Source organism: Sphingobium sp. FG125 (assembly GCF_057809795.1).
Map to the genome: position 1 here is coordinate 43,087 of NZ_JBMDKQ010000019.1, position 12,639 is coordinate 55,725.

General features: G+C 59.6%; 10 protein-coding genes, 1 pseudogene and 2 riboswitches. Of the genes and pseudogenes, 8 read left to right on the plus strand and 3 right to left on the minus strand.

All coding sequences use genetic code 11. The features are described from left to right. Window positions 1-242: 242 nt before the first annotated feature. Window positions 243-1,550 carry an oxygen-independent coproporphyrinogen III oxidase gene (gene hemN, locus ACODSR_RS16495; RefSeq protein ID WP_489077723.1) on the minus strand — a complete coding sequence of 436 codons (1,308 nt, stop codon included), beginning with the start codon at window positions 1,548-1,550 and terminating at the stop codon, window positions 243-245. A 135-nt stretch (window positions 1,551-1,685) separates the two neighbouring features. Here hemN and ACODSR_RS16500 point away from each other — a divergent pair, with 135 nt between their 5' ends. Beyond that, window positions 1,686-2,348, plus strand: a complete 663-nt coding sequence (locus tag ACODSR_RS16500) for an OmpW/AlkL family protein (RefSeq protein WP_489077761.1) — start codon at window positions 1,686-1,688, stop codon at window positions 2,346-2,348. A 252-nt stretch (window positions 2,349-2,600) separates the two neighbouring features. On the opposite strand, the pseudogene ACODSR_RS16505 reads toward ACODSR_RS16500, so the two are convergent. Beyond that, a pseudogene (locus ACODSR_RS16505) lies at window positions 2,601-3,565 on the minus strand (IS481 family transposase). 140 nt (window positions 3,566-3,705) lie between these two features. Here ACODSR_RS16505 and ACODSR_RS16510 point away from each other — a divergent pair. Next, window positions 3,706-4,227, plus strand: a complete 522-nt coding sequence (locus ACODSR_RS16510; RefSeq protein ID WP_489077724.1) for a hypothetical protein — start codon at window positions 3,706-3,708, stop codon at window positions 4,225-4,227. 185 nt (window positions 4,228-4,412) lie between these two features. Further along, window positions 4,413-5,798 carry a DNA methyltransferase gene (locus tag ACODSR_RS16515; RefSeq protein WP_489077725.1) on the plus strand — a complete coding sequence of 462 codons (1,386 nt, stop codon included), beginning with the start codon at window positions 4,413-4,415 and terminating at the stop codon, window positions 5,796-5,798. Here ACODSR_RS16515 and ACODSR_RS16520 read toward each other — a convergent pair. Continuing rightward, window positions 5,791-6,576, minus strand: coding sequence for a hypothetical protein (locus ACODSR_RS16520; RefSeq protein ID WP_489077726.1), 786 nt, complete (start codon window positions 6,574-6,576; stop codon window positions 5,791-5,793). The genes ACODSR_RS16515 and ACODSR_RS16520 overlap by 8 nt on opposite strands. Window positions 6,577-6,639: 63 nt before the next feature. Here ACODSR_RS16520 and ACODSR_RS16525 point away from each other — a divergent pair, with 63 nt between their 5' ends. The 5 genes from ACODSR_RS16525 to ACODSR_RS16545 all read left to right on the plus strand — a co-directional run bounded on the left by ACODSR_RS16525 (window position 6,640) and on the right by ACODSR_RS16545 (window position 12,281). Next, the gene (locus ACODSR_RS16525) at window positions 6,640-7,071 is read left to right on the plus strand and encodes a hypothetical protein (RefSeq protein WP_489077727.1); all 432 of its coding nucleotides are present in this window, start codon (window positions 6,640-6,642) and stop codon (window positions 7,069-7,071) included. Then, complete coding sequence (locus tag ACODSR_RS16530) at window positions 7,071-7,670, plus strand: GIY-YIG nuclease family protein (RefSeq protein WP_489077728.1); 600 nt, start codon at window positions 7,071-7,073, stop codon at window positions 7,668-7,670. Before ACODSR_RS16525 ends, ACODSR_RS16530 begins: the two co-directional genes overlap by 1 nt. 513 nt (window positions 7,671-8,183) lie before the next feature. Continuing rightward, a riboswitch (cobalamin riboswitch) is annotated at window positions 8,184-8,417 on the plus strand. 173 nt (window positions 8,418-8,590) lie between these two features. Then, entirely contained in the window at window positions 8,591-10,627 is a 2,037-nt protein-coding gene (locus tag ACODSR_RS16535) for a TonB-dependent receptor (RefSeq protein WP_489077729.1), read from the plus strand. An 81-nt stretch (window positions 10,628-10,708) separates the two neighbouring features. Beyond that, window positions 10,709-11,755: a HoxN/HupN/NixA family nickel/cobalt transporter gene (locus ACODSR_RS16540; RefSeq protein ID WP_489077762.1), complete on the plus strand. Its 1,047-nt coding sequence runs from the start codon at window positions 10,709-10,711 to the stop codon at window positions 11,753-11,755. 79 nt (window positions 11,756-11,834) lie between these two features. Then, complete coding sequence (locus ACODSR_RS16545) at window positions 11,835-12,281, plus strand: hypothetical protein (protein ID WP_489077730.1); 447 nt, start codon at window positions 11,835-11,837, stop codon at window positions 12,279-12,281. 4 nt (window positions 12,282-12,285) lie between these two features. Beyond that, window positions 12,286-12,512: riboswitch (cobalamin riboswitch) on the plus strand. Window positions 12,513-12,639: the final 127 nt, after the last annotated feature.

Sequence of the window (12,639 nt, forward strand, 5' to 3'; positions counted from 1 at the left end):
CCATGCGGGTACACACCGCTCACGCGCTATTCACGCACCCTCATTTCGCTTTCTTCCGTTGCTCCCGGAGCATCAGATGACAGGCAACGCTGTCATGGCCATCGGTCCGGGGCTTTTCCCATGGTGGGGACCAGTCAATGGGTGTTTCGCCGCAAAAATAACGTCCCGGCCCGGTTCTGCTTTTCGCATCAGCCGATGTCGAGAGCGCCGTGGCCATCATGCCCAGCGCCAATATCAGCTTGTTAGACGGCATGGCTGAAGCGTCCTTCGGCAGGGCGAAGATAAGCGTCGAAGCAGGCCGCAACGGACCGGGCATAGGGTTGCGCCTCCGGGCGGATCTCGATCATGCCATCGTCCACACGAGCAATGCCCATGGCGACAAATCTGGCCAGGTCGCGGGATTGCCCAATCCCTTCGCTTGGCGCTGCCCCGTCGCATAGCAATCGCTCGATCAGTCGGCCGCGTTGCTGGTCGTCAGCGCTGCGCCTGACGCCGCGCGTCGCGGTCAGCCGCGCCTGCGCGACCATCTCCCTGTAGGCACCGGCATTTTTCTCATTCTGCACGATCAGGTCGGGAAACTGACTGATCGCGCTGGCACCCAGGCCGATCAGAACGTCGCTGTCATCCTCGGTGAAGCCCTGAAAATTGCGTCGCAGCCTGCCGCTGGTCGCGGCCTGCGCCAGGGGATCGTGGGGCAGCGCGAAATGATCGAAGCCGATGGCGCGATAGCCCGCAGCGGTCAGCATCGCATGACCCTGCGTCGCCATTGCGAACCGGATGGCCATGTCGGGAAGGTCGGCCTGCGCAATCCGGCGCTGGCGGTGCAGCAGGTGCGGCATATGCGCATAGCCGAACAGGGCGATCCGCGACGGCGCCAGACGGATGCTTGTTTCCAGAGTCTCCGCCAGATCCGCCTCGCTCTGGCCCGGCAGGCCGTACATCAGGTCGAAGCCGACGTCGATTTGAACCCGGCGCAGCCCGGCAACCGCCGCTTCCACCATATCGACCGGCTGCACCCGCCCGATGGCCTGCTGGACGTGCGGCGCAAAGGTCTGGACACCCAGATTGACGCGCGAAACACCGATCTGGCCCATGGCGTCGATCCATGCCTCGTCCAGGCGACGCGGATCGATCTCGACCGACAGGACAGCCGCACTGGTATCAAAGCATAGCAGCAACTGGTGATTGAGCCGGACCCAGTCGACCAGCGGCAGCGAATTGGGGCTGCCACCGCCAAAGGCGATATGGGTCACGCGCCTCCGCCCGCCCAGGCGCGACGCGACCATTGCGATTTCCTGCTCCAGCGCATCGACATAGGTGGCGAGCCGTCGGGGCCGGGTCGCGGCACCGGTGTTGCAGCCGCAATACCAGCAGATGTCGTGGCAATAGGGGATGTGCAGATAGAGCGAGATCCCTGCGTCCTGCGGCAGCGTATCGAGCCGCTCTGCCAGCGCCTGCGCCCCGACGGCGTCGGTGAACTGCGCTGCGGTGGGATAGCTGGTGTAGCGCGGCACGGGGGCCGCCAGCAGATCGGGATGGTATCGGAACATGGAATGCGGCCTGCCACCAACTGCGTGACAACGCATTGCGCAGGATCAAATTTCTGATTGCGCCGCGTCAAGGAACCACCGGCGGGCGGGGCCTACAAGCCATTATTGACCGCAACATCAGGGACGGAAACAATGATGCGCATAAAGACTTTCTTGCTGGCCGGCGCCATGACCGGCGCACTGATTGCCGGACCGGCCCAGGCCAAACAGGGTGACATTCTGCTGCGCGTGCGCACGATCATGGTCGCGCCCAACGAGAGGAGCGGTAGTGTTCTGCCCGCATTTCCCGGCGAAAAGGTATCGGTGGACAACAGCATCATGCCCGAAATCGACGTCACCTATATGGCGACCGACCATATCGGCTTCGAGTTGATCGCCGCGACCACGAAACATAGCGCCAGCGGCCGCACCGGGACGACCGGCAGCATCGGCAAGCTCGCCTCGACCTGGGTGCTGCCGCCGACGCTGACGATGCAATATCACCCCGTGGTCGATGGCCATATCCGGCCTTATGTCGGCGCGGGCATCAACTATACGCTTTTCTATGCCGAAGATGCATCCACCGCGCTGGAGACAGCCGTGGGCAAGACCAAGGTGCATATGAAGGATAGCGTCGGTTGGGCCGGGCAGGTGGGGGTCGATATCGACCTGAACGACAAGCTTTTCTTCAACATCGACGTCAAATATGTCGACATCGACACCAAGGCACGACTGGCAACCACGGCCGCAGGCGTCCAGCGCGTCAAGCTGGGCCTCGACCCGCTCATATTCGGCGTCGGCGTCGGCATGCGCTTCTGATCGTCAACCGGCTCACCGGAAAATGGCTTGGACGATCCGTCGTCCAAGCCATTTTCCGTTTGCGCACCGTGCAAATTCGGGCGCCTTTTTGCAAATATGGCTCTGGAGGAGAGGGGGACCAGCGATTGCTTAATATTCCGACCCGGACTGCGCTCACATTCACTGAAAGCACGACGCCCGCTCACTTTCGAAGCGTGGCTTGCGATGTGCTTTTTGCTGGAAAGTATAACTATGTCTAGTTGTTTAGTACGTCTAGTTGTTTAGTCGCGGCATTTGATGGTGCGGGTTGATTATGAACCTTTCGGGCTGGGTTGCCCAGATTTTGCAGATGTATTCGTAGGGTGTCAGGCCGCGCAGCGTTTTGAGCCGACGGGCATAATTGTAGGCATCGACGAAGTCGCGGAGATGGGCTGTCAGCTGTGTATGGCTGTCATAGTGATCGCGTTTGACGGTTGCTTCCTTGATCGTGCGATTCATGCGTTCGACCTGGCCGTTGGTCCATGAGTGCTGGGGTTTGGTGAGCCTGTGTTCGATATCATGCCGCCAACAGGCGCGATCGAAGGGATGACCACGCCACCGCGCGGTCGGGCCGTCGCGGTTCTTCGGCAAGTCGGCAAACTGGATGCCATTATCGGTTAGCATCGTGTGGATGATGTAGGGGACGGTCTCGACCCACTCGTCCAGGAACGCGGTGGCCGTCACGGTGGTCGCTTTATCTGCCAGCCTGACAAACGCGAACTTCGATGTGCGGTCGATCGCCACGTAAAGGTGGAGCTTGCCTTGGGCGGTTCTGACCCCAGCAATGTCGATGTGGAAGTAGCCGATTGGGTAGGTCTTGAACTTGCGCTTGGGTTCCTTGTCGCCGGTCACCTCCGGCAAACGGCTGATCCCGTGCCGTTGCAGGCAGCGATGCAGTGACGAGCGCGTCAGGTGCGGGATCGTCGCCTGCAAGGCGTAGCGACAGTCATCAAACGGGAGCAGCGTGTGCTTGCGGAAGGCGACGATGATCGCCTCATCCTCAATGCTGAGCACCGTCGAACGAGCGTCCTGGGGCCGGTCGGCAAATCCTTAACCGCCGTGCGCTTCTGCCACTTGGCGACGGTCTTCTGGTTGATACCGTAGCGCTTCGCCAGAACCCTCAGGCTCTCTTGACTATGTTGTATCGCTCGACGGACCGCCTCCGTCGTGCGGGCGCTCCCGTGAAGAATCTTGCCCATAGCGCATCCCTCCATTGCTGGCTGAATAATGCACCATCAAATGCCGGGACTAAACACATCCGCCGCCAGCATCCGGTCGCCGGCAGCGCCCGCACCGCGTATAGCGATAACGTCCGCATGATCCGGGGACGCCGACGCGGGTGCAGGACGCCACCGAGTTCATCGACGCGGCGGAGAAGGCATTTGCTCGGACTGTCCCGGCCATCGACCGGCGGATGCGCGAGCTGCGCGGCTATCGCGACACGCTCGCCACCCGCGTATCGGCGGCGCTCGACAACCCGGCGCGCAAGACGGCGGAGGGGCTGGCGCTGGCGTCCGAGGTGCGGGCGCACATGAAGGGCATGAAGCGGGCGGAGGACAGGACGTCCCGCGCGATGCGCGCCATCGAGGCGGAGGACAAGACGACCGTGGCGGCGATACTGCACGCCCCGGCCTACCTGTCCGGGCTGACCGACGAGGCCCTTGCCATCGTGCGCGCCCGCGCCACCGCCAAGTTCGCGCCGCTGGACAGTGCCCAGCTCGATGCGACCGAGGCGGCAATTCGGCAGGTGATGAACGCGGGCAGCGCCCTGACCCGTCGCTATGGCGACGTGCTGGCGCTCCGCAGCGCCCCGGCGGCGCGGGCGGCGACGAGCCTCCGGGCCTTAGGCGCGGCGGGGTGAAGCGCGTCAACGGGCCGGAGCGCGACGTGGCGCTCCACATGCCCAAGTTCCGCCGCCCGTGCATGCGTTGCCGCGAGCCGTTCGCCAGCACGGGGCCGGGCAACCGGCTGTGCAGGCGGTGCCTGCTTCGGGCGGCGAATATGAGTCCATACACACCGAGTTAGCAGAATCGTGTGCGCTGCCGCATGAAAGTCATTGCCTTTCTGGGCAGGGTATCCGATTCACTGAACGAACACAGAACGCAGGCTCGATTCAACGTCAGGGAGATTATGAAAGCTCAGTTGCCGCTTCAATTTGATGAGCTTCATACACCGGATGATGCAAGCCGCGTGAACTATGAGAAAATTCACGTCGCTCGGTCGACTTTTTTGAACGGGCTTGCGTCGCGTGTGCATCGCTGGTTTCGACTTACGCCCAGCTTTGGCCCCGAGCTTGTCCACGAGATGCTGGCCAAGATGGACGTGCAGACAAACGAGGTCGTTCTCGACCCTTTTGCCGGTGCTGGAACGACGTTGATCGAGTCGAAGCTGGAAGGGCGAGGATCGGTTGGCATCGAGATCAATCCTCTCCTGCACTTCGTCAATGAAGTTTCGTTGGATTGGTCGGTATCGCCTGCCCATCTTCTTAGCGAGGTGGAGCGGATTTCGACTGCTTTCAGGAAAAATGAGCGAATAGAAATAGGGCTAATTGAGACTATTGGACTATCTATACCGCCCATTCACAACCCGCTGCGCTGGTGGCGACCGGATGTGCTCGTAGAGCTCCTAATATTGCGTGATTTGATCGATCAAACCGCCGACCACAAGACAAGGCAATTGCTTCGGCTTATATTTGCTGGGGTTTTGGTCCCCGACCTTTCCAATGTGACACTTGGGAAACTCCAACTCCACTTTATCGACAGGTCCGAAGCCAAGATTGATGTTTGGGGCACATTTGCGTCTCACGCAGAGTGTGTCGCTCATGACCTTGAGAGCCTAGGTGAGATGCATAGTGCTGCAGACGCGCGCTGTTATCTTGGAAGCTCCATGGAGATCGATAACTTGGGCCTTACGTCGAAGATTGATGCCGTAATAACCTCGCCGCCGTACCCAAATCGCTACAGCTACGTCTGGAACACAAGACCGCATCTTTACATGCTCGGCTTCATGGAAACCGGCAAGCAAGCTGCCGATTTGGACAAGCGGACAATTGGGGGCACATGGGGGACCGCAACATCCGAGCTGCAAAAAGGCATTTTCCTGCCCTACAATTCAGCAGTCGCCGACGTCGTGGAGCCCATATGTGCCAAAATCCGACAAGAAGATAACCTTATGTCTAACTATGTTATGCATTACTTCAATCGGCTGACGCAGCAGATTGTAAATATGGATTTTGTACTACATGATCACGCGCGCGTGGCGTACGTTGTTGGTAATTCATGGATCAAGGGCGTCTACGTTGAAACGGACGTATTACTTGGAGAAATATTTGAGAGAAGCGGTCTGGGCTACAACACCAACGAGATTCACCGTTTTAGAAAGCGGCATAGCGGCAAAGACCTATACGAATCGATTGTTTATGCGACTAAGTGACTTTCACCGCTGGTTGGCTGGCAGCGACCTGCCTAAATGCATGAGACTCGAAAATTCCCCGCATCATCTGGCGGACTTCTTCGTGAATGCGATCGCGAACCTCTGGGCGCTCCATAATGCCCAGGAAGTCCGCTCCGAACAGGGCATTTGTAAATGCGGTCGCTTGGTCGCCCTGCATGAACGTCCAGCCTGCGCGCGTCAGCCGACCAATCGCGTCATCTCGTGGACTAATGGCGCTGTAAATCAGATAGACGGGATACAGACCCTGCGCTTGAACGTAGCGCGCCATATCAACATCCTTGCGTAAGCGCGCGCTGTCGTTCGGGTTGAAGTTGTAGCGAATTTCGATCCCTACACCGTGCGCGTCATCTGGGGCACCATATTCGCTCAGTACCTGCCGAACATGGGTTTGGTCCGCTCGGCTGAGCAGGCTGTGCCGAACGCCGATATCCAGTTCCAGCCCGTTGAACTTTTCCGCGACCTGTTCAGGCGCGACGCCGAAGCGCGCACTTGCGACATAACGAGGAATTTTGTCGTAAATTTCACCGAGACGACGACCGACGCTGATGCTCATCCGCCCCATGAGGCGCACAACCACGTACTCGGGGCAATCAAATGCGAATTTGTGGTAAACCGGATCGCCCGCAAGTGCAGCTAGTTCTTTGTCAAAGCACTCCTTGCCAAAATCGTTTTCAATCTTGCGTCGCCAGCCATCCAGGTGATGATGAATTGCTGCAAGGAAACGCTGTTCGATTTCGTCAAGGTTTTCTGCTGACAATGAATTGCTCCCTTTTGAGGGGGAGACGCTACATTTGTCCGATGGAGTCGTGAAGGGGGTAGGATGACGGGAAACGAAATTACGAGCATCGTGATCACCGCCGGGTCATTGCTGGTTGCTATCGCCAGCGCCTATTTTGCATGGCAAAGCGTTGCGGCGTCAAAGCGACAGCTGGCGTTGGTGGAACGCAAGATCGGCATGGTGACGGACCCTGCCAAAATGACCGAGATATTGCCCGTCTGGTATATCGACCGGATGGGTCAGGATAGTTGGGGGTTTGGCCTACTCCTCGCGTCGGGTGACTTGCTTGCCATAGAGCGCCTCATGGGGGTGTCTGATGACGGCCAATGGCTAGAGGTTGAATTGCTCGACGGCGGCGGTGGCCCGAAGGAAGTTTGTGGGCACCCCGTCCTTTACGCTGGGTTAAAGGATCGTACGCATGGCTCTGTTCGGGTCGATCAAGTGCAAGCCGCGTTTGAGCTTTGGACCAGCTAATGACCAAGGTCGATCAAATCCGCCAGCTTGCCGCCGAAGGCCTGTCCGTTTCTGACATCGCGGCAAAGGTCGGCATTCGCTACCAGCACGCATACAATGTATTGAAGCGTAGCGGCACGGTTGCTGCCCCGCGTCCAGCGAAGGCCCCTATCGCCAGCAAGTCGTCGCTTGACGTGCAGACGTTGCTCGACGCGGGCTTTCACCGCGCATCGGAATGGGGCCTGGATGACGCTGGGTTGTTGGTCCTCACCGAGGCGCTGCCCAAGGGCGTAGGGGTCTATGCGTTCGCGAGGGACGGGATCGTTCTGTATGTGGGCGTGGCGACGATGGGGCTGGCAAAGTGCATCTACTTCGACGCCAATCCGGGCGTGTCTCAGCGGACCAGCTTGCGGCTTAACGACACCATCCGGCGCGAGCTTCAAGCCGCCGCGCGGATTGAGGTGTTGATCGCCCAGCCACCCGTCCGCGCGCCTGTTCAGTTTCATCCTGGGCGGCACCAGCCTTATCGAGGAGTTCGTCCAGGAGCTCCAGCGCAGCTGCGGGCGGCGTCGCCTTTCAGAGGCACGACTGTCGAAGATGATGGTGACGCTGGTTTATGAGTGCTGGGTCGATCTCTCGACGGTCGCGGCGACCATGGGCATCGCCGACCCTGCGCTTCGCTATGATGCCAGCGCTGCCAACCCGCTGCGCACGCCATTCATCGAGGATATCTTCCTGCTGTTCGGCGCCGGTGAGGATGTCACAAATATTGCGGGGCGTCCCCGCACATCCGCTGCCCGGGATTTCGTGAGGATGCAGCCGCGCGGGCCAAGATATTCGCGGAGCTGCGCGACCTCCACAGGGGCGGGATCATGCTGGAGGGACGCCTCTAGGGCATCTCGCTATCAGTGCAGCCGCCGACCACTTCCGGTCGTAAAGGAGTCCGATGGCCAACGACAGGTTCAGGGAAAACACGCCATTCAAATCGAGTGCGCGCGGTTGGCGCGCTCTGGCCGTGCCAATGGCAATGGTGGTGTGGGGTGCAGTAATCGTTGATTCAATCCCTGCTCCAAGCGTTATTGGCTTTTCCGATCAATTCAGTTAGGCGAGGGAATGAGAGGCGGACAAGTCCGGCTTTCATTGATCGCGCCGGTGTCCCCGAAAGGGGCTTAATCGGGAATGCGGTGCGGAAGCTTGCTTCCAAATCCGCGGCTGTCTCTGCAACTGTAAGCGGATAGCGCGATGTACATCGCTCCTCTTGGAAGGGGCAGCCACTGGGCCGGACGCTAAATCATGCGAGGTCTGGGAAGGCGTGCATCAAGCTGTGACCCGTGAGCCAGGAGACCTGCCGGCGTCTGGTCGCTCTTGCCTTGGTCCAGAGGATGGCTGCGGCACGGTGAACTCCGTCTGAGCGACGAACGAGCGGCTGGGGCCGCATCGGAGACGTGCGTCGGCCACCCATGGCGTCCGGCCGCCGCGCGTGTCGCCCGTTCGCGCGGGTTTGCCCCGGCCACGTCGCAAGACGCCGGGGGACTATTTCGTGATCAAGACCATTACTACCAGCAGCGCTCTTGCACTGCTCTGTTTCGGTACGTCGGCATTTGCCGAAACTTCTGACAGCGAAACGCAAACAAGCGTGAATGCCGTCGTGGCAGGCAAGGACATTGTGGTTTTCGGTCGAGGTGAGGCCATGATCGGCATCGCCAAATCAGCGAGCGAAGGAGGCGTTGGCGGGGCCGATCTCCTTGTGCGGCCTCTTTTGCGCGTGGCCGAACTGCTCGAAGCGGTCCCCGGGCTGGTTGCCGCCCAGCATTCGGGGAGCGGCAAAGCCAACCAGTATTTCCTACGCGGTTTCAACCTCGACCATGGGTCTGATTTCACCACCTATATCGATGACGTGCAGATGAATTTTCGCACCCATGGACATGGTCATGGCTATCTCGACCTCAATGGCCTGATCCCCGAAATCGTGGGCCAGGAGGATTTTCGCAAAGGGCCCTATCGCGCCGATGGTGGTGATTTCGCTTTGGCGGGCGCAGCCTATATGACAACCATCAGGGGTTATGACCGGCCATGGGCATCGGCCGAGACGGGTTCCTATGGTTGGCGCCGCGTTGCAGCAGGCGGAACATTGCATGATCTGGGCGCCGGCGACCTCACACTTGTCGCCCAGGCCAAGACCTATGACGGACCATGGCAGGAACCAGAACGTCTGCGCCATTACTCGGGGTTCGCGAAATATAGCAAGCCGTCCGGTGCGGGCGCATTGGAGGCGTCGCTCCATGCCTACCGGGCAACATGGCACCCAACCGAGCAAATCCCCGAGCGCATTATCGGCACGGCATTGTGTGCGGATGTGTTCTGCTCTCCAGATCCTTCCGCGCGGGGTGAGACGACGCGCCTGGTGGCTAACATCGCGGTCAAGAAACCGACATGGCGCGCCAATGTCTATGCCCAGTTTTACGACTGGTCGATGTTCTCGAACCCCACTTACACCGATCCGGATGGCACAAGCGCGCAGATCAAGCAATTCGACCGGCGTTGGGTCCTTGGGCTATCCGCACAAAAACATTGGGAAATCGCTGACAGTCTGGCTGTGAGCCTTGGCACCGAAAACAGATACGACGCCGTCGGGGATGTTGGTGTCGATCGAACCGCTGCCCGCGCATTTCTTCAATCTCTCGGGCACTATCGAGTCGGGGAATTGTCTTCCGCGCTCTACGGCGAAGTCGCTTGGAAGCCCTTGGCTGGACTGCGTGTGACAGGTGGTCTTCGCGGGGACTATTATCACTATTCCGTGCGTGCACGAGATGCAGTTGCGGCGTCGCTGGGCGAAGGCAGTGGCTCAGCGTCGCTTCTCTCTTCCAAGGCATCAATCGCCTATCGGGTTACGCCGCATCTTGAACTTTACGCCAACTGGGGCCGTGGATTCCATTCCAACGACGTTCGAGGTGCGGTCAACACGGACACGCCTGTTCCCGTTCTGGTTCCCGGCATCGGCAAGGAACTGGGAGGACGCATTCAATTCTCCGGGGTCACGTTAACCGCGACTTACTGGTGGCTGCATGTCGGCAGCGAACTACGTTTCATTGGCGATTCCAATGCTGTTGAACCGTCGGGTGCCAGTGGTCGTCATGGCTATGAAATCGTCGCCTTCTGGCGGCCGTTCCCTTGGCTTGCGCTTGATGGAAACTATACCGCCAGCCATGCGCGCTTCGACAATGGCGATCACATCCCCAATGCATTTGAGAACGCGGCTTCAGCCGGTGCCGCCATCGTTCTTGATCCTTGGGAAGCCAGCATTCGGGTGCGCTACCTTGGACCTTCTCCGCTTGTCGAGGATAACAGTGTCCGGGATCGGGGCAGCACCGTCATAAATGCCCGGGCCGCGTGGAAAGGCAAGAAGGTCGAGATATTTGGCGAAGTGCTGAACATCTTCGACAGCCGGGACAAGGACATCGCCTATTATTACGAGTCCTACATCCCCGCCTTCGATGCAGCTGCTCCGGTGGAAGGCCGGTTGAGCCGCGTGGTCGAGCCTCGAACCGTGAGGATTGGCGCAAAGGTCAACTTCTAGCGAAATCCCTTGATGGGCGGAGCAGCAGCACGTCTGCGCCACCGCCCTTCGTTTGTTCATTCCTCAATCGCCGAGCCAATCATGCCCCTCACGAAGACACTGCCGTCCCTGTCTCTGCGCCGACGAATTGGCGCCTTGTTTGCCGGATTGATCGCCGCCAACATTGGCGTCTGGGTCTGGGCATTCAGCCTGTTTCATGCACAGCCGTTGATGCTCGGCACCGCCATGCTTGCCTGGGGGCTGGGCCTGCGTCACGCGGTTGATGCCGATCATATTGCGGCCATCGACAATGTGACCCGCAAGCTCATGCAGGACGGGCAGCGCCCGGTCTCGGTCGGATTCTGGTTCGCGATCGGGCATTCCGGGATCATTGCCATAGCATCGATCATCATTGCGGTGACGGCCAGCGCGCTGTCGCAGTTCGGCGCCTTCAAGGAAATCGGCGGCGTGATTGCAACCGTGATTTCCGCGCTTTTCCTGTTCACGATCGCCGGCATGAACCTCGTCATCCTGCGCTCTGTCTGGCGGACTTTTGCGCATGTTCGTGCAGGCGGCAGCTATGCCGAGGACGATCTTGATCTGTTATTGGGTGGGCGCGGTCTGCTTTCCAGACTGTTCAGGCCGATGTTCCGCCTCGTGAACAAAAGCTGGCATATGGCCCCGCTGGGGTTTCTGTTCGGGCTTGGGTTCGATACCGCAACCGAAGTTGCCATTCTGGGCATGTCCGCCAGCCAGGCCGCCGATGGCCTGTCGATCGGGACAATTCTGGTCCTGCCTGCCCTGTTCGCGGTCGGTATGGCCCTCATCGATACGGCGGACGGCGTGGTGATGTTGGGCGCTTATGAATGGGCCTTCGTGAAGCCGATCCGCAAGCTCTACTACAACATCACCATCACCCTGATCTCGGCCATCGTGGCGATTGTCATTGGTGGAATCGAAACGCTGGCCCTGATTGGCGACAAACTGGCCCTTACGGGTGCGCCATGGCGGGTCGCCGTTGAACTGGGCGAAAATTTCAATGGCCTGGGCTTCGCCATCATCGGACTTTTCGTGTTCTGTTGGCTGGCGAGTTACGCGATCTATCGCTGGAAGCGGTTCGATGAAATCGAGGTTTCGGTCGTTGCCTGACCGTCACTGCGTGAATCGTTGCGTCATACTCAGCCACGATGACCACTCCTGCACCGTCTCAATCGATCTTGATGTCCGAATGCCGATTGGGCTTCGCGTACATCGCGGCGAGCGCGATGCGGCGATCCGGATGCTGATGGCTACATTTGTTAAATCCAGAAAAAGTTGTGTCTTTGATCCGAATTCAAGGCAGGCTGCGGAAGATCTCGTCGATGCCATACGGAAACGGCTTTTTCGGATAGCGTGCAAGCCTGTCAGTCAACGACAGGTCGAGGATATTCTCGGTATCACGTCCCGCGAGCGGATACGGTGGCCCAAGGTTGGCCGCTTGGCCCGATCGGGAACATCCAGAATCAAAAGAGGCACAACCGAGATAACGCTCTGGACCTATCCTTGCGATGCGATCGAGTATCTGGCCGCCAACCCTGCCGAAATATGGCGGTGGCGCCAAGACGACAAAGGAACAACATCATCATTGGCTTGGCTGGCATTTTCGTCTAAAGCGCGCGGCGAAGGGACGGGGTAACTCGCCCTTCGATGATCGCGCCGGTGCCCCGCAAGGGGCTTAATCGGGAATGCGGTGCGGGAGCGTGCTCCCAAATCCGTGGCTGTCCCTGCAACTGTAAGCGGATAGCGCGATGCACATGCTCCTGAAGTCAGGAGCAGCCACTGGACGGCGCGTTGCGCCAAGTCTGGGAAGGCGTGCATCAAGCTGTGACCCGCGAGCCAGGAGACCTGCCGGCGCACCGGTCGCTCTTGCCTGATCCAGGGGATGGTCACGGCACGGTAACTCTCCGTCTGAGCGACGAAGCTGTGTGGCTGGGGCTGCACGGGTTGCGTGGTAACGGGTGCTTTGTCGCGCCCGCCCGTCGTCGCGCGCCGAC

Excerpts from the sequence above, each read along its gene's own strand:
- hemN (WP_489077723.1), bottom strand. The coding sequence starts at position 1,550 with ATGTTCCGATACCATCCCGATCTGCTGGCGGCCCCCGTGCCGCGCTAC.
- ACODSR_RS16525 (WP_489077727.1), top strand. The coding sequence starts at position 6,640 with ATGACGGGAAACGAAATTACGAGCATCGTGATCACCGCCGGGTCATTG.
- ACODSR_RS16540 (WP_489077762.1), top strand. The coding sequence starts at position 10,709 with ATGCCCCTCACGAAGACACTGCCGTCCCTGTCTCTGCGCCGACGAATT.
- ACODSR_RS16515 (WP_489077725.1), top strand. The coding sequence starts at position 4,413 with ATGAAAGTCATTGCCTTTCTGGGCAGGGTATCCGATTCACTGAACGAA.
- ACODSR_RS16500 (WP_489077761.1), top strand. The coding sequence starts at position 1,686 with ATGCGCATAAAGACTTTCTTGCTGGCCGGCGCCATGACCGGCGCACTG.
- ACODSR_RS16530 (WP_489077728.1), top strand. The coding sequence starts at position 7,071 with ATGACCAAGGTCGATCAAATCCGCCAGCTTGCCGCCGAAGGCCTGTCC.
- ACODSR_RS16545 (WP_489077730.1), top strand. The coding sequence starts at position 11,835 with ATGCCGATTGGGCTTCGCGTACATCGCGGCGAGCGCGATGCGGCGATC.